Raw genomic sequence first — 20,055 nt, 5'->3', positions numbered from 1 at the left:
CCTCGTCTGTCGGACCAGACGGTACCGCCCTGAGCAGCCAACGGCGAACGAGCGGCCGAGATATGCCGGGCCGGTGTGTCGTAACCGCCTCAGCAGGGAACGAGTACGGCATGGAGACGACCTGGAGACCCTTCGAGGCACACGGCACCCTGTCCGAGGAGACCCGCGAGCGCCTGCCCGACAGCGTCTACGCGTTCCCTGAGCAGCGCAAACTGCCGCTCACCGACGCCAAGCACGTCCGCAACGCGGTCGCGCGGTTCGACCAGGTCCGCGGCGTCAACGACAAGGACCGCGACCTCGCCTTCGCCAACCTGACGGTGGCGGCGAAGCACTACGAGGTGGAGCTGTCCGAGTCGAGCTGGCACGAGCTCGGCCGCACGCCCCACTGAGACCGCTGGCCCGCTCACCGTGCGGGGTGGGCGGGCCGGCGCACTTCCTACCGGGCTCAGATCAGGCCCAGGCGCTCCACCGCGGTGCGCTCCTCGGCCAGCTCGGCGACCGACGCGTCGATCCGGGCCCGGGAGAACTCGTCGATCTCCAGACCCTGCACAATCTCCCATTTGCCGCCCCGCGAGACGACCGGGAACGACGAGATCAGGCCCTCCGGCACGCCGTAGGAGCCGTCGGACGGCAGCGCCACCGACGTCCAGTCACCCTCGGCGGTGCCGTTCACCCAGTCGTACACGTGGTCGATCGCGGCCGACGCGGCCGACGCCGCCGACGACGCCCCGCGCACCTCGATGATCTCGGCGCCGCGCTTGGCGACCCGCGGAATGAACTCGTCGGCGTACCACTGCTGGTCACCGACGGCCTCGGCCGCGTTCCGACCCGAGACCTCGGCGTGCAGGATGTCCGGGAACTGCGTCGCGGAGTGGTTGCCCCAGATCGTGACCTTGCGGATCTCCGAGACCGGCACGCTCAGCTTCTGCGACAGCTGCGCCACGGCCCGGTTGTGGTCCAGGCGGGTCATCGCGGTGAACCGCTCCGCGGGCACGTCCGGCGCGTTGCGCTGGGCGATGAGGGCGTTGGTGTTGGCGGGGTTGCCGACGACCAGGATCCGGATGTCCTCGGCGGCACCGGCGTTGATCGCCTCGCCCTGCGGCTTGAAGATGCCGCCGTTGGCCTCGAGGAGGTCGCCGCGCTCCATGCCCTTCGTGCGGGGCCGGGCACCGACGAGCAGCGCGACGTTGGCGCCGGAGAACGCCTGCTTCGGGTCGTCGAACACGTCCACGCCGGCCAGCAGCGGGAACGCGCCGTCCTGCAGCTCCAGCGCGGTGCCCTCGGCGGCGCGGACGGCCTGCGGGATCTCCAGCAGGCGCAGCTTGACGCGGGTGTCGGCGCCGAGCAGCTGACCGGACGCGATGCGGAACAGCAGCGCGTAGCCGATCTGGCCGGCGGCACCGGTCACGGTTACGTTCACGGGCTCACTCATCAGAGTTTCTCCTGCGGCAGCGGCGGGTGTGCTTCTCCACACAAACTATCCCCGCCCCCCAACGACCGTTCACCCACTGTCGTTCCGATGTGGCTTGCAGCACTCGATCAGGTAGCGGGTGGAGTAGGCGACGAACGGGCCCTCCGCCTCGATCCGCTCGTGCAGGGCGCGCAGCTGGTCGCGGTACGCCGCCACGGTGAAGCCCGGCACGATCCAGATCACCTTCCGGAGGAACACCGCGACGGCAGCGACGTCGAGGAACTCCATCCGCAACTTCACCTCGCGCAGGTCGCGCACCTCGAGGCCGGCGGCGCGCGCGTCGGCCGCCGCGGTGTCCGGGTGGCGGCCCTGGCCGACCGGGGTCGGGCCGAGCATCGCCTCGGTGACCTCGTGGGCGGAGCCGACACCGACGTGCTGGGCGAGGTAGGTGCCGCCGGGGCGCAGGACCCTGGCGATCTCCGGCCAGACCGCGACGACCGGGTGCCTGGCGCTGACGAGGTCGAACGTGGCGTCGCCGAACGGCAGCGGGTCGTCGTCCGCGACGTACGCGACGGTGCCGCCGAACGGGGCGAGCGCCCGCGTGGCGAGCGCGACGTTCGGCTCCCAGGACTCGGTCGCCGCCAGGGGCGAGGGGACCCGTCCGGGCGTCTGGCCGGCCCTCTGGCTGGCTCTGCGCAACGCCCAGGCGACGACCTCGCCGCCGCCGGTCTGCACGTCCAGGGCGCTGCCGGCGGTGCGGTAGCGCTCCGCGAGCAGCTCCGCGTAGCCCCAGGGCGGCCGTTCCTCGGTGGCCCGGCCTTCGAACCAGGAGAAGTCCCAGCCCTCGACGGGGACGGAGGCGCCCTCCTCGAGCAGGGCTTCGAACTCTGACATGGCGTGGTTGCACCTTCCGTTGCCGGGGAATCACTGACAGCATGACGATCATTCCGCAGACGCAGACGTTGTGGCTGGCCACGGCCGCCGACGAGGACATCCAGGCCGGCCGGGTCATCGGCTGGGAGACCGAGCACGCGCAGCCGCTGCCGCTGGTCGCGTGGACCGACGAGACCGGGATGCTGAGCCGGGTGGGGACGCCGGTGAACGCGGTGGTGTGGCTCGGCGAGACCCGTGGCGAGGTCATCGAGTCCGCTCAGCGTGAGACCAGGCAGCCCGCGTTGCGTTAGCGGCTCTTGTACGCCTGGAGCAGCCCGGATCGCTCCCGCATCAGCTCGTTGAGCCGGAGGGCGCGCGTCGACATGTGCCAATGCTGCGCCGATCCCGGATAGTGACGCAACCCACTTTGCGTCCCGGGGGTCTTCATAGGTCGGGCGCTCCCGTCTCGGGGGTCTCCGAGCCCGCCGCGGAGGTCTGACCGGGTGGCGGGCGATCGTGAGGGCCGGGGGGCTTGACGATCGCCCGCCACCCGGCCTCCCGCCGGTGCCAGCCTTCGAAGGTCTGGCGTTTGTGGGCGGCGCGCTCGGCGACGGCGTCCTCGATGCCGTTGGCGGCGGTGAGGTAGCCGATCGCGGCGAGGAGGTCGCCGCACTCCTCGATCAGGCGGTCGCGCAGGTCCGTGCCGTCGTAGTGGTCCGGGCGACCGCCGGTGGCCACCAGCTTGCCGACCACCTGCAGCAGCTCGCCGGCCTCCTCGGTGACCTTCGCCAGCCCCGGCCACACCTCGGCGCCGATGCCGAACGGCTCGGTCACGGCCGGTCCCCGTCCGGCGCACGGCGCCGCCCGGCGCCTGACGCGCGGCGCCGGTCAGCGCCCGACGCGCAGGCCCTCCGCCGCGACGAACTCGAGGAAGTCGTCGGCGGCCGGCTCGACGGCGCCGTCCTCGTGGTACCGGAAGCTGACCGCGTCCTCGCAGATCCCGTCGCGGACGACGAACCCCCAGTAGTCGCCGGTGCCGACCGGCGCGACCGCGACGAACCCGGAGCCGTGCTCGTCGACGGGCTGGTTGGCGCCGAGCAACGTCTCCACCCAGCGGCGGCCCTCGTCGGCGGGGAGGAGCTCGACGAAGAGGAAGCGGCCGGCGCCGTATCGCAGCAGGAAGCCGCGGTACTGCTCCGGCAGCCGCACGCCGAGCCGCCGCTGGACCCGGACCAGGTCGGCCTCGGTGGCCCGCCAGTGGTCGAAGACGGCGACGTCGCCGTCGCGTTCGAGGGCCGCGTAGCGCCGCAACGCCTGCCGCAGCAGGACGTCGAAGTCGGCGAATCGCATTGCGGCAGTCTGCCACCGGCGACGGCTCCGGCGGCGTCCGGCCCTTCTGCGGCGGTCACTTCAGCAGCGCCCTGGCCTTCTCCGGGTCGAGCTCGCCCTTGCCGGCGAGGCCGGCCGACGGGCACTCCTCGGCGAGCGGGCAGGCGCCGCACGCGGGCTTACGGGAGTGGCAGGTGCGCCGCCCGTGCAGGATCAGCAGCAGGTTGACCGGCACCCAATCCTTCTGCTCGAACAGCGCCGCGACGTCGGCCTCGGTCTTCTCCACGTCCTTCTCCGGCCCCCACGCGAGCCGGTGCGCGACCCGGCCGACGTGCGTGTCGACGGAGATCGCCGGCGTGCCGAACGCGTTGCCCAGCACCATGTTGGCCGTCTTGCGGCCTACCCACGGCAGCTCGATCAGCTCGTCGAGGGTCGTCGGCACCTCGCCGTCGTGCCGCTCGACCAGCGTCGCCGCGAGCTTCATGACGATCTGCGTCTTCTTCCGGAAGTACCCGACGGGCTGGAGGATCACCTCCATCTCGGCCGGGTCGGCGGCGGCGAGGTCGGCCGCGGTCGGGTACTTGGCGAACAGCACCGGGGTGACCAGGTTGACCCGCTCGTCGAGCGTCTGCGCGGCGAGGACGGCGGCGACGAGCAGCTGCAGCGGCGACTCGAAGTCCAGTTCCAGCACCGGGTCCGGATACCGGGCGGTGAGCAGCTTGAGGATCCGCCGCGCCCGGCGCGTCTGCTCGAGGTCCGGCCCCGCGGGCGCCGCCGCCTCGGCAACGGCCTCGACCGCCTTCACGGCCTTCTTGACCGCCCCTTTCTTCGCCGCGGCCTTCTTCGCCGGCGGCGCTTCCGCCGCGGCCGCCTTCGCCGTGGTCGCCTTGGCGGCGGCCTTCCGGGGCGCGGCCTTCTTGACCGGCGTGGCGTTCACCTCCGCGGCGGCGTCCGTAGGTGCGATGGCAGCTGTCGTGGTCCTGTTCCGGCTCGGCACGCTGACGAGCCTACGTCGGACAGCCTGCCCGCCGGGGACCGCCGCGCGCAGTCCCCGGCGAACCCGCCGATCAGTGTTTGAAGCCGCCCACGATCGCGCGCAGCTCCTCGGACATCGTGGTCAGCTCGGCCGCTGCGGCGCGGGTCGCCTGCGCGCCGTGCATCGTGTTGTCGACGGCCCGCACGACCTCGCCGATGCCGCCGTTGATGCGGTCCGCGCCGCTCGCGGCGACGCTCAGGTCGGTGGCCATGCTGGTGGTGACCGCGCTCTGCTCCTCGACGGCGGAGGCGATCGTCGTCTGGTACTCGTTGATGCGGCCGATGACCCGGGCGATCTCCGAGATGGACTCGACGGCGCCGGTGGTGTCGGTCTGGATGGCCCGGACGCGCTGGCCGATCTCCTCGGTGGCCTCCGCGGTCTCCTGCGCCAGGTCCTTGACCTCGCCGGCGACGACCGCGAAGCCCTTGCCGGCCTCACCCGCGCGGGCGGCCTCGATGGTGGCGTTGAGGGCCAGGAGGTTGGTCTGCTCGGCGATCGACGTGATGACCTTGATGACGTCGCCGATCTCCGCCGAGGAGGAGCCGAGCCGGATCATGATCTGCTCCGCGGCGGCGGGCCTGCGCGGCCGAGCGGGAGGCCTCGGCCACCGCGACGAGGTCCTTGACCGCGTCCTCCGCCTTCGGCGTGCCCTGCTGGATGAGCAGCGCCTGCCCTACGGCGGCCAGGCCGGCCGCGATCAGGCCCTGGCCCTGCTTGAGGATGTCCGTGTACTCGCCCCAGGCCGTGGTGAACCGGGCGATCGCGGCCCGCTGCGCGGCGTCGAGGTCGCGGCCGGCGAACGTCGCCGCCGCCGACTCGATCCTCGCGGCGGCGGCGTCCCGCTCCGCGGCGAACCGGGTGCGGCCGGCGGGGTCGGCGACCGTGGTCGACACGACGCCGAAGAAGCGGAACTGCCAGACCGCCTCGCGCAGGTCGGCGGCGTCGGCGGCGGGGAGCAGCGCCCGGCTGTACATCGCGTCGGCGCTCTTCGCGACCGCCGAGATCTTGTTCAGGCCGATCTCGCCGACCGCGGCGGCCACGAGCCCGGCGACGGCCACGGCGATGATGATGTTGTGACGGACCTTGAGCGAGGCGAACGACGCCACCGGAGGTACCCCTTGCTCAGCCCTGTCGGCGTTTCGACCGCTCTATCGGTACGGACGACGGACGCTAGATGAGCAGTACCCGACAAAGCGGGCGGTCACAGTGAGGTGGCGACCATCCGGAGCGCCTCGGCGAGGTCGTGGCCGGAGGGGGCGTCGGCCGGGTCGATCAGCCACTGGGTCAGCACGCCGCTGATCAGGGCCTGGTAGAACGAGCCGAGCTGGAACGCCTTCTGCGGCTCGGCCGCGGCGTCGACCCCGTGGAACACCGACGCCCACATGCCGCGGGCGTCCCGCATGCCCTCGGAGATCATCGCCCGGACCGCCGGCGCGTGCTCCATCTGCACGAACGCGTCGAACGAGGCCATGAACGCCGGCCGGTGCGCGCCGAGCGAGGCGATGACGCTGTTCCAGTACGCCTCGAAGCGCTCCAGGCCGTGCAGCCCTTCGGCGTCGGTGGCCAGCAGCGCGGTGGCCAGCTGCCTGCCCCAGTCCTCCAGTGCCTTCTCGAGGGCGGCGTTGAGCAGCGCCTCGGTGGAGCCGTAGTGGTAGCCGATCGAGCCGAGGTTGGTGCCGGACGCGGCGACGATGTCACGGGCCGTGGTCCGCCCGTAGCCCTTCTCGTAGATGCAGCGCACGGCGCCGTCGAGGAGGTCCTCGCGATGTCCCATGGTTCAGATCCTAGGGTCTATACAAGCGTATAAGACGAATGTATATTTCCGAGTCATGGACATCCTCATCTCCGGTGCGAGCGTCGCCGGCCCGTCCCTCGCCCTGTGGTTGCACCGCACCGGTCACCGGGTCACCGTCGTGGAGCGCGCCCCCTCGCTGCGCGGCGGCGGCTACGCCGTCGACTTCCGCGGCCGCGTCCACCTCGAGGTCCTGCGGCGGATGGGCCTCCTCGACGCCCTGCGGGCGAAGGCCACCCACATGGGCGACATCGCGATCGTCGACGGCGCCGGCACGGTGAAGGCGACGATGCCGTCCGCGATCTTCAGCGGCGACCTGGAGGTGCTGCGCGGCGATCTCAGCGAGACGCTGTACACCGCCACCCGCGACGACGTCGAGTACGTCTTCGGCGACTCGATCGCCTCGATCACGCAGGACGCGGACGGCGTCGACGTCACCTTCGAGCGCGGCGCCCCACGGCGGTTCGACCTGGTCGTCGGCGCCGACGGGGTGAACTCCAAGGTCCGCGAGCTGGTCTTCGGCCCGGTGCCGCAGCGCACCCTCGGCGTCTACGGCTGCATCTTCACGATGCCCAACGAGTTCGGCCTGGACCGCGCGGCGCTCATGTACAACGAGCCGCGCCTGACGGTCACGATAGCGGGCATCACCCCCGACAAGGCCGTCATCTCGCTGTTCTTCACCCTGGACCAGGCCCCGGCGCGCAGCCGCGACGTCGACCAGCAGCGGCGCCTCGTCGCGGACGCGATGCAGGGCGCCGGCTGGCGGGTGCCGCGCCTGCTCGAGGCCATGCGCACCGCGCCCGACTTCTGGTTCGACGGCACCGCACAGATCCGGATGGACCGCTGGTCACACGGCCGGGTGGCGCTGCTCGGCGACGCCGGCTACGCGGGCGGCCCCGGCGGCAACGGCACCGGCCTCGCGGTCGTCGGCGCCCACGTGCTCGCCGGCGAGCTGGCGACACTGCCGTATGAGCAGGCTTTCGCGGCGTACGAGCGGCGCCTGCGGCCCTACGTCGCCACCTGCCAGAAGCAGGCGTCCGGCGGCGCCGACTTCCTCGTCCCGTCCACCGAGCGCAAGATCGCTCAGCGGGACCGCTTCTTCCGCACCATCCGCTACGTGCCGCCGGTGAAGCACCTGTTCAGGCACCTCGCGACGCGGACCGCGGCCGCCTTCGACCTCCCCGACTACGGTGTCCTGGGTCACACACGGGACCTTTCAGGGAACAGAGGGAACGCTTTGTAACTTAAGCCTGGCACGCTCAACCCCACAGTGATGGCAGGTGTCTGACATGGCTACTCTCCCGGTTCTTCCCCTGACCGACGACGTCCTGCTCCCCGGCATGGTCATCCCCGTGACGCTCGACGCCACCACCCAGGCGGCCGTCGACGCTGCGCGTTCCGCCGGCGACAAGCGGGTCCTCGCGGTGCCGCGGGTCGACGGCGCGTACGGCTCGTTCGGTGTCGTCGCCGTCCTCGAGAAGGTCGGCCGGCTGCCCAGCGGCGAGCCCGCTGCGGTCGTCCGCGGCCTGTCCCGGGCCCGCATCGGCGCCGGCGTCCCCGGCCCGGGCGCGGCGCTGTGGGTCGAGGCCACCCTGCTCGACGAGCCCGCCCCCGCCGGCAAGGCGAAGGAGCTCGCCCGCGAGTACAAGGCCCTCGTCATCGGCGTGCTCCAGGAGCGCGGCGCGTGGCAGGTCATCGACACCGTCGAGCGCATGACGGACCTGTCGGAGCTCGCCGACTCCGCCGGCTACGCGCCGTGGCTGACCCTGGAGCAGAAGATCCAGCTCCTCGGCGCCCCCGACGTCACCGCCCGCCTGGAGCTGCTCGTCGAGTGGGCCCGCGCGCACGCCGCCGAGCAGCAGGTCAACGAGAAGATCAACCACGACGTCCGCGAGGGCCTGGAGAAGACCCAGCGCGAGTTCCTGCTGCGCCAGCAGCTCGCCGCGATCCGCAAGGAGCTCGGCGAGGACGAGCCGTCCGGGTCGGCCGACTACCGGGCCCGGGTCACCGAGGCGACGTTGCCCGACGTCGTCCGCGAGGCGGCGCTGCGCGAGGTCGGCCGGCTGGAGCGCGCCAGCGACCAGTCGCCGGAGGCCGGCTGGATCCGCACCTGGCTCGACACCGTGCTCGAGATGCCGTGGGACGTCCGTACCGAGGACAACACCGACCTGGCGCAGGCCCGCGCGATCCTCGACGCGGACCACGCCGGCCTCGCCGACGTGAAGGACCGCATCCTCGAATACCTGGCGGTCCGCAACCGCCGGGCGGCGCTCGGCAAGGAGGTCGTCGGCGGCCGCGGCTCCGGCGCCGTCCTCGCCCTCGCCGGCCCTCCCGGGGTCGGCAAGACCAGCCTCGGCGAGTCCGTCGCCCGCGCGCTGGGCCGTAAGTTCGTCCGGGTGTCCCTCGGCGGCGTCCGCGACGAGGCCGAGATCCGTGGCCACCGCCGCACGTACGTCGGGGCGCTGCCCGGCCGGATCGTCCGCGCCCTGCGGGAGGCCGGCTCGATGAACCCGGTCGTGCTCCTCGACGAGGTCGACAAGCTCGCCGTCGGCTACGCCGGCGACCCGGCCGCGGCCCTGCTCGAGGTCCTCGACCCGGCGCAGAACCACACCTTCCGCGACCACTACCTCGAGGTCGACCTCGACCTGTCCGACGTGCTGTTCCTGGCCACCGCCAACGTGGTGGACACCATCCCCGGCCCGCTGCTGGACCGCATGGAGCTGGTGACCCTGGACGGCTACACCGAGCAGGAGAAGGTCGCCATCGCCCGCGACCACCTGTGGCCGCGCCAGCTCGACCGGGCCGGCCTCACCGCTTCCGAGGTGAGCATCTCTGACGAGGCGCTGGCCGCGATCGCCGGCGAGCACACCCGTGAGGCCGGCGTCCGGCAGCTGGAGCGGGCTCTGGCGAAGGTCCTGCGCAAGGTCGCGGTGAGTTTTGAACAGGACCCCGTGCACGTCGACGACGTGGTCAAGTACCTGGGGCGGCCCCGGTTCACGCCGGAGTCGGCCGAGCGCACCGCCGTCCCCGGCGTGGCGACCGGCCTCGCCGTCACCGGCGCGGGCGGCGACGTGCTCTTCATCGAGGCGACGTCGATGGAGGGCGAGCCCGGCCTCACCCTCACCGGCCAGCTCGGCGACGTGATGAAGGAGTCGGCGCACATCGCGCTGTCGTACCTGCGCTCCAACGGCCGGCGCCTCGGCATCGACCCGAACGAGCTCGCCGGCCGCCGCATCCACCTGCACGTCCCGGCGGGCGCGGTGCCGAAGGACGGCCCCAGCGCCGGCATCACGATGGTCACGGCCCTCGCGTCCCTGGCCACCGGCCGGCCGGTCCGGCCCGAGTTCGGCATGACCGGCGAGGTCACCCTGGCCGGCCGGGTCCTGCCGATCGGCGGCGTCAAGCAGAAGCTCCTGGCGGCGCACCGGGCCGGCCTCACCGAGGTCATCATCCCGAAGCGCAACGAGCCCGACCTCGACGACCTGCCGGAGGAGGTGCGGTCGCAGCTGACCGTGCACGCCCTCGCCGACGTCGCCGACGTGCTCGCCCTCGCCCTGCGCCCCGCGGACGTCTCCACCCTGGTCCCGTCCGCCTGACCCGGTCCCTCTGACGGCCCGCAGCCCTTGGTCCATCCGGGCGGCGGGCCGTCACGCTGTTCCCATGATCCGGTAAAGGTTGTGCACCCCTGGGTGCACGAGGTCTTCCGGATCACGGGTGCGTTAGGTTGGTCGGCGTGGATGATCAGCTGGCGTGCCGCCTGCGTGTCGCGGGAGACGTGTTCGACCTGGCCGGTCCGGCCGATGCGCTGCGGGACCTGGCCGCCCGGCTGCGCGCCGCGGGCGACGTGCACGAGCAGCGCATCCTCAACGGCGCCTTCGTCCAGCGGCGCACCGGCGGGCCGGTCACGGTCGCGCTGCGGGGCGGTCCCGCCCTCGAGGTCACCGGCTCGGACGAGGCGCTCGCCGCGCTGTGGGACGCCCTCGAGGTCGTCGCCGCGGAGGCGGACGCCACCCCTGACGCGGACGGCCCGGCCCCGCACCGGCACGTCGAGGCGCTCACCGTGACCGCGGAGCGCCCCGCCGCCGAACTGGTGATCTGACCCCACCCACCTCGGCGGCGCCGCGGTCGCTCAACGCCTCGGCGCGGGGTGGGTCAGAAGACCTTCACGACGACGGCGGTGGCGTTGTCGCGGCCGCCGGCCTCCAGGGACGCCGCGACCAGGGCGGACGCCATCATGTCCGGGGGTGCCCCGGAGCTCAGCGTCGCCTCCATGCGCTGGTACGGCACCTGTTCGGCGATCCCGTCGGTGCACAGGCAATAGACGTCGCCGGGGAACATGGTGACGCTCAGGACGTCCGGCTCGGGCAGGCCCGGGTGACCGATGAAGCGGTGCAACTGGTAGCGGGCGGCCTCGGCCTGCGGCGAGTCGGCGGGGAACCAGCCGTGCACCGCGCCGAGCCACGCCTCCGTGTGGTCGATGGTGAGGAGCTCGAGGAGGCCGCCGCGCAGCCGGTACACCCTGGAGTCGCCGATCTGCGTGACCCACGCCCCGGTGGCGTCGGCGACCAGGGCGGTGAGGGTGCAGCCGGTCAGCTCACGCAGGGACTTGCCGGCGGCGCGGACCTGGCGCTGGGCGTCGGCGACCGCGGCGAAGAGCGGCGGCGGCGCGAACGGCCCCCGGTGCTCCTGCACGGCGGTCGTGAAGATGTCCACGGCCGTGCGGCCGGCGGTGCGGCTGCCCTCGCCCGCGCCCATGCCGTCGGCGACGACCGCGCACAGGCCCGGCCGGCGCTGCAGCTCGGCGGTGTGCAGCACGTCGAAATTGGCCGGATACCGCCGGCCGATCTCCGTGGCGGTGCCGACCTGCAAGAGGCGCCCCGCGCCCTGGACCTCGATCGTCATCAACGTGAGCGTAACCCGGGCGGACCCCACAGGTGACCCGGGTTCATGTGCCGTCCACCTCACCGCCGCCCCGGGACGGAAAGTTGCACCGCGCGGTGTCCGCCCCGTCGCGGACCGTGTCCATCAGCGGGACGTTTATCGGCGGAACGTTGATCGGCGGAACGTTGATCGGCGGAACGTTGATCGGCGGAACGTTGATCGGTGGGACGTTTATCGGTGGGACGTTTATCGACGGGACTCGACGCGCCAGGTGCCGTCCTCCAGGCGCTCCCAGCCGTCGACCTCGCCGCCGAGCTCGGCGAAGAGCACGACCCGGTCGTAGATCCAGTCGGCGAACTCGTCCTGCTCGTCCTCGTCGAGGCCGGCCCGGATCACCGCACCGAACGTGATCAGTCCGGTGCCCTCCAGGGGCGACGCGCCCAGGATGCCGATCACCGACAGGTCGTCGGGGGCGATGTCGGTGCGCTCCTCGACCTCCAGGAACCCGCCGTCGGGCATCTCGACCAGAAACGCCATCGCGGGTCAGCGGGTCGCCGCGGCATGGATCCTCATGAGCAATCATTACCTCCAGAAGGTCCCCGCCGACCAGCGACACGCTCGCACCATCGGGGCGTTTCGGCTGGTGCCGCAGGGTGGGGCCACCCCGGTACAGTGCCGGCATGGAGTCCGGCGCGGCGTTACCGGCCCCGCTGACCAGCCTGGTCGGCAGGGACGCGGAGGTGCGCGCCGCGGGCCGCCTGCTCGCCTCGCCCGACCACCGGCTGGTCACCCTCGTCGGGCCGGCGGGCAGCGGCAAGACCCGCCTGGCGATCGCGGTCGGCGCTACCGCGACGACACCGGTGTGGTTCGTCGACCTGACCACCATGCCCCCGTCCCCCACCCATGCCCCACCTCCGACCCCGACGCAAACCTCGGCCCCGGCCCCGGCGCAAATCTCGGCCCCGGCCCCGGATAAATCCAGGCGCAAGCGCCCGGATTTATCCGACATTTCGTATTTGTCGCCCCACGGGGAGGCCAGGGGCGCTGCGTTGCCGCTCAGCGAGGGGCCAGGTGGCACTTCTTTGTGGCTCCGCGAGGGGGCGGGAGGCGCCGCGTCGTCACTCCGCGAAGGGGCAGGGAACGCACCTCTACCGCTCCGCGAGGGGGCGGGAAGCACCGCGTCGTCACTCCACGAAGGGGCACAGGACGCTCCATTGCCGCTCCGTGAGGGAGAGTCGGAGGCCACCTTGTCGCTCCGCGAGGAGACGGAGGACGCCGCCCTGCCGCTCCGCGACGAGGCGGAGGACGTCGCCCTGCCGCTCCGCGACGAGGCGGAGGACGTCGCCGGGTTCGTGCTCGACGCGTTCGGGGTGGCGCGTCGGGCCGACGCCGGCGCGACCGGCACGCTCCTCGCCGCGCTCGGCGACGCGCCCGCGCTGCTCCTGCTGGACAACTGCGAGCACGTCACCGCCCCGGTCGCCGCGCTCGCCGCCCGCCTCCTCGCGACGGCGCCGGCCCTGCGGCTGCTCGTCACCGGCCGGCAGGCGCTCGGCCTGCCCGACGAGACCGTGGTCGAGGTCGCGCCGCTGGACGACGCGACGGCGCTGCGGCTGTTCGAGACGCGGATGTTCGAGCGGACCGGCCGCCCGCTGCCCGGCGAGCACCGGGCCGGCGCCGCCGCGATCTGCCGGGCGCTGGACGGCCTGCCGCTCGCCGTCGAGCTCGCCGCCGCCCGGGCCGCGCTGCTGTCGGTGCCGGAGGTCCGCCGGCTGCTCGCCGACCGGTTCCGCGTCCTGGCCGACGCCAAGGCGGCCGGCCCCGAGCACCATCGCACGCTCCGGGCGGCGCTGGACTGGTCGTACCAGCTGCTCTCCCCCGACAAGCAGGCCCTGCTGCGGCAGCTCGCCGTGTTCCAGGGCGGCTTCACGCCCGCGGCGGCCGCGGTCCTGCCCGCGCACGGGCCGGGCCTGCTCGACGCCCTCGCCGAACGCTGCCTGGTCTCCCCCGTGGACGGCTCCCCCGCCGGCGGGCCCCGGCGGCGGATGCTGCAGACCGTCGCTGCGTACGCGGCCGCCCGCCTCGCCGAGCTCCCCGACGAGGCCGCCGCCGCCCGCGACGCGCACGCCCGCCACTTCGTCGCCCTCGCCGAGCAGGCCGCCGCCGGCGTCCGCGGCCCCGGCCAGCGGGACATCCTGCGCACCGTCACCCTCGAGCAGGACAACCTCCGCGCCGCCATGACCTGGCTGGCCACCCGCCCCGGCGCCGATGACCTGCGACTCGCGACGGCCCTCGCACCCTTCCAGCATTTCACCGGCGTGTACCGGCAGGGCCGCGACTGGCTGGCATCAGCCCTGCTCCGCCGCCCCGACGCACCCCCGTCGCTCCGGGTCGCCGCCTGCTCGGCCGCCGCGAGCCTGGCGCTGCTCGACTGCGACTACCCAGCCGCCGCCACCCTCGCCTCACAGGCCCTCGCCTCGCAAGCCCTCGCCGGCTCGCCCGACGCACAGACCCGCGGGCGGCTGCTCACCCTGCTCGGCTGCGTCGAACGCGAACGCGCCGACTACCCCCGCTCCCGCCACCACCTCGACGAGGCGCTGACCCTCTACCGCGCCGCCGGCGACGCGTGGGGCGAGGGCCGCGCCACCCAGCTCGCCGGCGGCACCGCCTGGCTGTCCGGCGACCTCACCGCGGCCGCCGCGCTGCTGGACGCGAGCCTCACCGCGTTCCGGGACCTCGCCGACGACGAGTCGATCGCCTCGACCCTCACCCACCTCGGCGCGGTCGCCCACTTCGGCGGCGACCAGCCCCGCGCCCGCCGCCACCTGGTCGACGCATTGGACCGCTTCACCGAGCTGTCGTTTCCCGAAGGCATCGGCTGGGCCCAGGACCTGCTCGGCCGCGTCGACCTCGCCGACGACGCGGTCGCCTCCGCCGCCGAACGCCTGCGCGCCAGCCTCGCCATCCACCGCCGCGTCGGCGACCGCTGGCGGAGCGCCAGCGTCCTGGAGGCCTTCGCCGAGGCCCGCCGCCGCCTCGGCGACCCGGCCCACGCCACCGCCCTGCTCGCCGCCGCCGACGTCATCCGCCACGAGATCGGCGCCCCGACGCCCGCCTGCGAGCTCCCCGCCCGCCAGGCCACCGAGCGGGCCCTGCACGCGGCGCTGCCCGAGGATGCCTTCTCCCGCGCGTACCGCTTCGGCACCCGAACCCCCGTCGACGACCTCCTCAACCTGTCCGGCTCCCCCGCTCCCTTGGCCCTGCACCCCACCCCTTGACCGCCGCCACAGGACGCACGAGTCGCACGGCTTGCCACCACCGCCACAGACGCTGGCCAATGCCCCAATTCACGCCTTTTGTTCTATAGAAGAAACGCGATCCACCCACAGTTCGATCTCCGAATTGCAGGCAGATCGCGCAACGTCTATAGAACAAAAGGCGCATAAGCGGGCATTGACCAACGCCTGCGAGAGGGGGCACGACGACAAGCACCGGGCCCGAGGGATGACCACGGACAGGCACAGGCAGTGACCACTGCCGGGCAAACGAGGATGCTCGCCACCAGACGCGAGAAACCGGCGGGGTGGGTGGCCGGGCCCGGCGGTAACCAGACCTTAAGTGGCGGCCAAGTGGGAGGCGGTGTGCTGAAGGCCGGAAGCACTTGAGCTGAGGAGCGGATCATGCCGAATCTTGTCGGGATCACTGTGAACCACCGGTCGATGCGTGGAGACGCGCGCCGGTTCGCGGCGTTGTTGCGGGACGTGGCGGACGGCAGGACGGCGAACACGCCCGCGCGGGCCAAGGCGATCGCCGGGTACCTGGAGACACTGTGCGACGGGATCCACCACCATCACCAGGCGGAGGACGACGTGTTGTGGCCCGTCCTCGAGGCCAGCGCCGGGGCGGAGGTCGACCTGCGGGAGCTCACCGAGGACCACCGGCAGCTCGACCCGCTGCTCGACGCGATCCGGCGGGACGCCAGGACCCTTGCCGTCACGCCCGGGGACAGGGACGCGGCGGAGCGGCTCGCGGGGGCGCTGGGCGTGCTGCGGGACATGCTGGACGAGCACATCGAGGACGAGGAGCGGACTTTGTTCCCGGTGATCCATCGGTACGTGTCCGACGCCGACTGGAACAAGGTGGAGGCGGCGGTGCGCAAGGGCGGCAAGATGGGGTTCGAGCTGCCGCGCATCGAGCGGTACGCCACCCCGGCCGAGCTCGCGGAGCTCAAGCGCATGGCGGGGCCGGTGCTCCGCGTGCTGCTCGCCGCGACCCGCCGCGGCTTCGCCCGCCGCGAGGCCGTGATCTTCAGCGCCTGACGAAGGCGGACATCACGGAACGACGCCCGGCGCCGGCGGACGTCATGGGGACGCGCCCGGCGCCGGTGGGCACCACGGGAGCGCGCCGGTCGCGGCGGCGAGCGCGTGGCCGGCCGCACGGTGCCCGGCGGCCGCCTCGGCGTCGCCCAGGACGTCGGCCAGGTCGGCCAGGACCAGGTCGACCGGCGGGCCGGACAGGGAGCCGCTCGCCAGCCCCACGAACTGGCCCGCCCACGGCAGCAGGTCCGCGTACAGCGCCCGGGCGTGCGGCACGGAGCGCAGGGCTGCGGCGTTCAGGGCGCGCAGCCCGTTCCACGCGAGCCAGTAGTAGTCCTCCCGGACCGGCGCCGTGTCGGGCGACCAGATGGCCCGGGCCTCGTCGATGCGGCCGGCGTCGATCAGGGCGCGGACCATGAGGTCGTTCACGGCGTCGGGCAGCCGGTCGTACACAGGCTGCAGCATCGGCAGGAGCTCTCCTGTCGTGCCGGCGGCGAGGTGCACGAAGAAGACGCCCGCGACGCCGACGAGAGCGGCGTTCGGCTGGCCGGCCCGGGCGATGCGGGCGGTGAGGTCCGTGTAGAGGCGCACCGCGGTGGCGAGGTCGCCGGCGAAGAGGGCGCGCACCGCGGCGAACAGCGCCATCACCGACAGCGCCACGCCGAGCTGGCCGGCGGTCGCGTGCCGGACGGCGCGGTCGACGTGGTCCTGGGCGGCGGCGAGGTCGTTGCGTTCGAGGGCGGCCTGAAACAGCACGTGGTGCGCCTGCGCCTGGAACTGCACCAGCCCCGCGGCGGTCGCGACCTCGAGCAGCTCGGCGCCGACGGCGGGGAGCTCGTGCCGGCGGGCGGGGTTGAGGACCGCGAAGTAGCGGGCGTTGAGCGCGTGGCAGCGCAGCAGCGGGTCGTCGCCGGCGAGGGCGAGGGCCTCGGCGCTGGCCGCGTCGCACCGCTCCAGGTCGTCGCCCTCCAGCTCGTACACCAGCGCGACGAGCAACCGGCACCGCACCGCCGCGTCACCACCCGTCACCGAGGAACCGTCCGGCGAAGCGGCATCCGCCAGCAGCGCCGCTTCGAGCTGCGCGACGAGCGCGGTGTCGATGGTGCGGTCGGCGCGGATCGTCCAGGCGACCGGGGCGTCGTACGCGGTCAGCGCCGCCACCGACGGCACGCCGGCGAGCGCGGCGGCGGCGATGGCCTCGGCGCGGGCGGCCCGAGCGGCGGTGACGTCGCCGGCGTTGGCGAGCGCCGACGTGAGCCCGCACAGCAGGTCGTGGCGCAGCGCCGGCGGCAGCGGACCTGCGTCCAGCGCGCCGCGGAACAGCCCGGCGGCCTCCCGGTGCGCGTACAGCGCGGCGGCCTGCCGGGCGGCGGCCGCAGCGTGCCCGGCCGCGACGGCGGCGGTCGCGGGGGTGGCGGCGGCCAGGGCGTGGTGCCCGAGCGCGGCGACGTCCGGCTCCGCGGCGGCCGAGAGCACGTCGAGCACCCGGGCGTGCAGGCGGCGCCGCCGCAGCAGCGGCATGTCGTCGTAGAGGACGTCGCGCAGCAGCGCGTGCGTGAACCGGACCCGCCCCGCCGCCGGTTCTTCCAGCAGCCCCGACACGACACCGGCCTCGAGGCCGTCCAGGACGGCGTCCTCACCCGCGCCGTCGGCGGCGACGAGCAGGTCGATGTCGACGTCCCGGCCGAGGACCGCGGCGTGCCGCAGCACGGTCTGCGCGGGCGCGGGGAGCCGGGCGAGACGCCGCCGCAGGACGTGCCCGATGCCCGACGGGATGGCGCGGACCGCGCTGTCGGCGCCCTCGGCGGAGACGAGCCGGGCGGTCTCGGTGAGGAACAGCGGGTTGCCGCCGGTGCGCGCGACGACGTCGTCGACCGCGTCGGAGGGCACGCCGAGGTGCTGCAGGAGCGCCGCGCCGGCGGAGGCGTCGAGCCCGCCGAGGTCGACGTCGACGGCCCGGTGCCCGGCGAGCGCGGCCCGCACCGGGTCGAGGTCGGGCCGGGCCTCGCCGGGCCGGTGGGTGGCGACCAGCAGCAGCGGCCGGTCGGCGAACGCGACGGCCACGTGCCGCAGCACCTGCAGCGTCTCGCCGTCGGCCCGGTGGACGTCGTCGAGCACGACGAGCAGCGGCCCGAACCCGGCGAGGTGCTCCCCGACGGCCTGCGCGAGCGCGAACTGCCCGCCGCCGCCCCCGGTGCCCAGCAGCGGGGCCAGCCGCGCGTCGGGACGGTCCGCCGGCAGCGCGCCCAGCACCTCGCTCCACGCCCAGGCGGGCGGCGCCCCGTCGACCTCGGGGCACCGGCCCCACGCGACCTTCCAGCCGGACCCGAGCCGCGCCGCGAACATCCGCAGCAGCGTCGTCTTCCCCGCGCCCGCCTCCCCGCCGACCCACACGACCCGCAGCCCGTCCCGCAGGACCTCCCCGGCGACGTGGTCGAGCGTGGCCAGCTCCTCCGACCGGCCGAACGTTCCTCTGTCCGCGTTTTCGGCAGATGTACGACGTAACCCCCCGGACGGATGCGCTTGAGATGACGGCCCGGACGGAGCAGGTCCCAGCGGCGCCTCCCGCCTCGGCGAGTCCGGTGCTGCGGCGCCCGTGCCCGACGCACCCGCCCCCGCCGGCGTCAGTTCCCCGGCCGAGCCGCCCGCCTGCCCGTGTGGAGCGGCGCCGCTCGCCTGTTCGCGCGGAGCGGCGTCGAGGTGCGGGGCGTGCGCGAGGACGTCCGCCTCGAGCGCCCGCAGCGCCGGCCCCGGATCGACCCCCAGCTCCGCCGCCAGCCGGTCCCGGGCGGACCGCAGCACGGCGAGCGCGTCCCCCTGCCGGCCGGCCGCGTACAGCGCCGACGCGAGCAGGTGCACCGCCTCCTCCCGCAGCGGATGCGCGGACACGTGCCGCTCCAGCGACGGCACGGCCAGCGCCGCCCGGCCGAGCCGCACCGCGACCCGCCCGCCGACCTCCACGCAGACCAGCCGCAGCTCCTCCAGGCGCCCGGCCTCCGGGACGGCCCACGACTCGTCGGCGAACTCCGCGTACGCCGGGCCCTCCCACGCGGCGAGCGCCTCCCGCAGCAGCCCGTCGGCCCGCCCGGGGTCGGCGCCCGCGACCGTGGTGCCCTCCCGCAGCAGCGCCTCGAACCGCCACGCGTCGACGGCGTCCGCGGGCAGGTGCAGCGCATACCCGGGCGCCGCCGTCACGAGCACGGTGGCCGGGGTGCGTGGCGGGCGGCCGGGCTCCAGGACCCGGCGCAGGTTCGACACGTACACCTGGAGCGCGGCGAGCGCCTTCGGAGGCGGCACGCCCTGCCACAGGTCGTCGATGAACCGGTCGGTCGGCACGACGTGCCCGCCGGCGACGACGAGCCGGGCGAGGACGGCCCGCTGGCGGGGGCCGCCGAGGTCGACCGGCTGACCGCCGATCAGGCCCCGCATCGGCCCGAGCACCCCAAGGAAAGGCTGTTCCATGCGCATGTGGAGGTCAGTGGAACAGCGAGCTGACCGACTCGCCGTTGTGGATGCGGCGCATCGCCTCGGCCATCGCGGGCGCGATCGACAGCACCCGCAGCTTCGGCACCCACTTCCCCTTCGGGATGGGGACGCTGTTGGTGCAGACGATCTCGAGCACGTCGGGCTGGGCGGCGAGCCGGTCGAGGGCGCCGTCGGTGAAGAGGCCGTGCGTGCAGGCGACCCGGATGCTGGCGACGCCGCGCTCGCGGAGCCGGTCGATCAGCTCGATGACGGTGCTGCCCCGGGCGATCTCGTCGTCCAGGACGATGACGTCCTTGCCTTCGATGTCGCCGATGACGGCGCTGATCACCACCCGGTCGTCGCTGAAGCGCTGCTTGGCGCCGGCGGCCACCGGTACACCCAGCAACCGCGCGAACGCGGACGCCACCTTCGCGTTGCCGAGGTCTGGCGAGACCACCACGCTGTTGGTGAGGTCGAGGCCGCGGAAGTGGGTGGCGAGCTCGCGCAGCGCGTGCAGGTGGTCGACGGGCACGCTGAAGAACCCGTGCACCTGCGGCGAGTGCAGGGTCAGCGTCAGCACCCGGGACGCACCGGCGGCGCTGAGCAGGTCCGCGACGAGCCGGCCGCCGATGGAGATGCGCGGCTCGTCCTTCTTGTCGGAGCGGGCGTAGGCGTAGTGCGACATGACCACGGTCGTGCGGGCGGCGGAGGCGCCGCGGGCGGCGTCCAGCATCAGCAGCAGCTCGACGAGGTGCTCCTGGACGGGCGGGACCAGCGGCTGGATGAGGAACACGTCCCGCTCCCGGCAGTTGGCCTGCAACTGCACCTCGAGGCAGTCGTTGGCGAACCGGTCGACCCGCACGGGCTGCAGCGGCACCTCGAGATGCGTGCAGATCTCCTCCGCCAGCTCCGGATGGGCGCTGCCACTGAACACGGCGATGTCCCGCACTGGTCC

Annotated in this window: 19 protein-coding genes; 7 read left to right on the top strand and 12 right to left on the bottom strand. The window is 73.8% G+C overall.

Going from position 1 to position 20,055, the window contains the following annotated elements; genetic code table 11:
• The first annotated feature begins 110 nt into the window (after positions 1-110).
• A complete protein-coding gene (locus AB0I21_RS23795; RefSeq protein ID WP_344499128.1) occupies positions 111-389 on the top strand; it encodes a DUF6582 domain-containing protein in 279 nt (92 codons plus the stop codon).
• A 56-nt stretch (positions 390-445) separates the two neighbouring features.
• On the opposite strand, the gene AB0I21_RS23790 is transcribed toward AB0I21_RS23795, so the two are convergent.
• Positions 446-1,432, bottom strand: a complete 987-nt coding sequence (locus AB0I21_RS23790) for a malate dehydrogenase (RefSeq protein WP_344499126.1) — start codon at positions 1,430-1,432, stop codon at positions 446-448.
• Positions 1,433-1,501: 69 nt separating this feature from the next.
• Positions 1,502-2,305: a methyltransferase domain-containing protein gene (locus AB0I21_RS23785; RefSeq protein ID WP_360564229.1), complete on the bottom strand. Its 804-nt coding sequence runs from the start codon at positions 2,303-2,305 to the stop codon at positions 1,502-1,504.
• Positions 2,306-2,346: 41 nt separating this feature from the next.
• On the opposite strand from AB0I21_RS23785, the gene AB0I21_RS23780 reads away from it, so the two are divergent.
• Positions 2,347-2,595 (top strand): hypothetical protein, encoded by a 249-nt coding sequence (locus AB0I21_RS23780; protein WP_360564227.1) that lies wholly within the window; start codon positions 2,347-2,349, stop codon positions 2,593-2,595.
• A gap of 133 nt (positions 2,596-2,728) precedes the next feature.
• Here the strand turns inward: AB0I21_RS23780 and AB0I21_RS23775 are convergent, their stop codons facing one another.
• From AB0I21_RS23775 to AB0I21_RS23750, 6 genes are all read right to left on the bottom strand, one after another.
• Positions 2,729-3,118, bottom strand: a complete 390-nt coding sequence (locus AB0I21_RS23775; protein WP_360564226.1) for a hypothetical protein — start codon at positions 3,116-3,118, stop codon at positions 2,729-2,731.
• A gap of 54 nt (positions 3,119-3,172) precedes the next feature.
• Positions 3,173-3,634 (bottom strand): SMI1/KNR4 family protein, encoded by a 462-nt coding sequence (locus AB0I21_RS23770; protein WP_360564224.1) that lies wholly within the window; start codon positions 3,632-3,634, stop codon positions 3,173-3,175.
• A gap of 55 nt (positions 3,635-3,689) precedes the next feature.
• Positions 3,690-4,610 (bottom strand): endonuclease III, encoded by a 921-nt coding sequence (nth, locus tag AB0I21_RS23765; RefSeq protein ID WP_360564222.1) that lies wholly within the window; start codon positions 4,608-4,610, stop codon positions 3,690-3,692.
• A gap of 70 nt (positions 4,611-4,680) precedes the next feature.
• Entirely contained in the window at positions 4,681-5,202 is a 522-nt protein-coding gene (locus tag AB0I21_RS23760) for a methyl-accepting chemotaxis protein (RefSeq protein ID WP_360564249.1), read from the bottom strand.
• Entirely contained in the window at positions 5,084-5,755 is a 672-nt protein-coding gene (locus tag AB0I21_RS23755; RefSeq protein WP_360564220.1) for an MCP four helix bundle domain-containing protein, read from the bottom strand. The genes AB0I21_RS23760 and AB0I21_RS23755 overlap by 119 nt, the downstream gene beginning before the upstream one ends.
• Positions 5,756-5,850: 95 nt before the next feature.
• A complete protein-coding gene (locus AB0I21_RS23750; RefSeq protein WP_360564219.1) occupies positions 5,851-6,423 on the bottom strand; it encodes a TetR/AcrR family transcriptional regulator in 573 nt (190 codons plus the stop codon).
• A 55-nt stretch (positions 6,424-6,478) separates the two neighbouring features.
• On the opposite strand from AB0I21_RS23750, the gene AB0I21_RS23745 reads away from it, so the two are divergent.
• From AB0I21_RS23745 to AB0I21_RS23735, 3 genes are all read left to right on the top strand, one after another.
• Positions 6,479-7,684: an FAD-dependent monooxygenase gene (locus AB0I21_RS23745; RefSeq protein WP_360564217.1), complete on the top strand. Its 1,206-nt coding sequence runs from the start codon at positions 6,479-6,481 to the stop codon at positions 7,682-7,684.
• Positions 7,685-7,730: 46 nt separating this feature from the next.
• Complete coding sequence (gene lon, locus AB0I21_RS23740; protein WP_360564215.1) at positions 7,731-10,037, top strand: endopeptidase La; 2,307 nt, start codon at positions 7,731-7,733, stop codon at positions 10,035-10,037.
• 137 nt (positions 10,038-10,174) lie between these two features.
• Positions 10,175-10,540 carry a hypothetical protein gene (locus tag AB0I21_RS23735; RefSeq protein ID WP_360564213.1) on the top strand — a complete coding sequence of 122 codons (366 nt, stop codon included), beginning with the start codon at positions 10,175-10,177 and terminating at the stop codon, positions 10,538-10,540.
• Between the two features lie 53 nt (positions 10,541-10,593).
• On the opposite strand, the gene AB0I21_RS23730 is transcribed toward AB0I21_RS23735, so the two are convergent.
• Entirely contained in the window at positions 10,594-11,343 is a 750-nt protein-coding gene (locus AB0I21_RS23730; protein WP_360564212.1) for a protein phosphatase 2C domain-containing protein, read from the bottom strand.
• 225 nt (positions 11,344-11,568) lie between these two features.
• On the bottom strand, positions 11,569-11,859 hold the full coding sequence (locus AB0I21_RS23725) for a hypothetical protein (protein ID WP_344499104.1): 291 nt from the start codon (positions 11,857-11,859) through the stop codon (positions 11,569-11,571).
• Between the two features lie 710 nt (positions 11,860-12,569).
• On the opposite strand from AB0I21_RS23725, the gene AB0I21_RS23720 reads away from it, so the two are divergent.
• On the top strand, positions 12,570-14,597 hold the full coding sequence (locus AB0I21_RS23720) for a hypothetical protein (RefSeq protein WP_360564210.1): 2,028 nt from the start codon (positions 12,570-12,572) through the stop codon (positions 14,595-14,597).
• Between the two features lie 402 nt (positions 14,598-14,999).
• The gene (locus AB0I21_RS23715; protein ID WP_360564208.1) at positions 15,000-15,638 is read left to right on the top strand and encodes a hemerythrin domain-containing protein; all 639 of its coding nucleotides are present in this window, start codon (positions 15,000-15,002) and stop codon (positions 15,636-15,638) included.
• Positions 15,639-15,680: 42 nt separating this feature from the next.
• Here the strand turns inward: AB0I21_RS23715 and AB0I21_RS23710 are convergent, their stop codons facing one another.
• Together AB0I21_RS23710 and AB0I21_RS23705 are read right to left on the bottom strand one after the other, a co-directional pair.
• Complete coding sequence (locus AB0I21_RS23710; RefSeq protein WP_360564206.1) at positions 15,681-19,064, bottom strand: BTAD domain-containing putative transcriptional regulator; 3,384 nt, start codon at positions 19,062-19,064, stop codon at positions 15,681-15,683.
• 46 nt (positions 19,065-19,110) lie between these two features.
• Positions 19,111-20,049, bottom strand: coding sequence for a ribose-phosphate pyrophosphokinase (locus tag AB0I21_RS23705; RefSeq protein ID WP_344499096.1), 939 nt, complete (start codon positions 20,047-20,049; stop codon positions 19,111-19,113).
• Positions 20,050-20,055 lie beyond the last annotated feature (6 nt).

It is taken from the genome of Dactylosporangium sp. NPDC050588 (genome assembly GCF_040654975.1).
Classification (GTDB): Bacteria; Actinomycetota; Actinomycetes; order Mycobacteriales; family Micromonosporaceae; genus Dactylosporangium; species Dactylosporangium maewongense.
The sequence above is the reverse complement of the archived record's forward strand: the minus strand, read 5'-3'. Positions and strand labels throughout refer to the sequence as shown.

What these genes read in the sequence shown, in the direction of transcription:
- AB0I21_RS23795 (WP_344499128.1), top strand. Translation starts at nt 111, where the DNA reads ATGGAGACGACCTGGAGACCCTTCGAGGCACACGGCACCCTGTCCGAG.
- AB0I21_RS23790 (WP_344499126.1), bottom strand. Translation starts at nt 1,432, where the DNA reads ATGAGTGAGCCCGTGAACGTAACCGTGACCGGTGCCGCCGGCCAGATC.
- AB0I21_RS23785 (WP_360564229.1), bottom strand. Translation starts at nt 2,305, where the DNA reads ATGTCAGAGTTCGAAGCCCTGCTCGAGGAGGGCGCCTCCGTCCCCGTC.
- AB0I21_RS23780 (WP_360564227.1), top strand. Translation starts at nt 2,347, where the DNA reads ATGACGATCATTCCGCAGACGCAGACGTTGTGGCTGGCCACGGCCGCC.
- AB0I21_RS23770 (WP_360564224.1), bottom strand. Translation starts at nt 3,634, where the DNA reads ATGCGATTCGCCGACTTCGACGTCCTGCTGCGGCAGGCGTTGCGGCGC.
- AB0I21_RS23750 (WP_360564219.1), bottom strand. Translation starts at nt 6,423, where the DNA reads ATGGGACATCGCGAGGACCTCCTCGACGGCGCCGTGCGCTGCATCTAC.
- AB0I21_RS23745 (WP_360564217.1), top strand. Translation starts at nt 6,479, where the DNA reads ATGGACATCCTCATCTCCGGTGCGAGCGTCGCCGGCCCGTCCCTCGCC.
- lon (WP_360564215.1), top strand. Translation starts at nt 7,731, where the DNA reads ATGGCTACTCTCCCGGTTCTTCCCCTGACCGACGACGTCCTGCTCCCC.
- AB0I21_RS23730 (WP_360564212.1), bottom strand. Translation starts at nt 11,343, where the DNA reads ATGACGATCGAGGTCCAGGGCGCGGGGCGCCTCTTGCAGGTCGGCACC.
- AB0I21_RS23725 (WP_344499104.1), bottom strand. Translation starts at nt 11,859, where the DNA reads ATGGCGTTTCTGGTCGAGATGCCCGACGGCGGGTTCCTGGAGGTCGAG.
- AB0I21_RS23715 (WP_360564208.1), top strand. Translation starts at nt 15,000, where the DNA reads ATGCCGAATCTTGTCGGGATCACTGTGAACCACCGGTCGATGCGTGGA.
- AB0I21_RS23710 (WP_360564206.1), bottom strand. Translation starts at nt 19,064, where the DNA reads ATGCGGGGCCTGATCGGCGGTCAGCCGGTCGACCTCGGCGGCCCCCGC.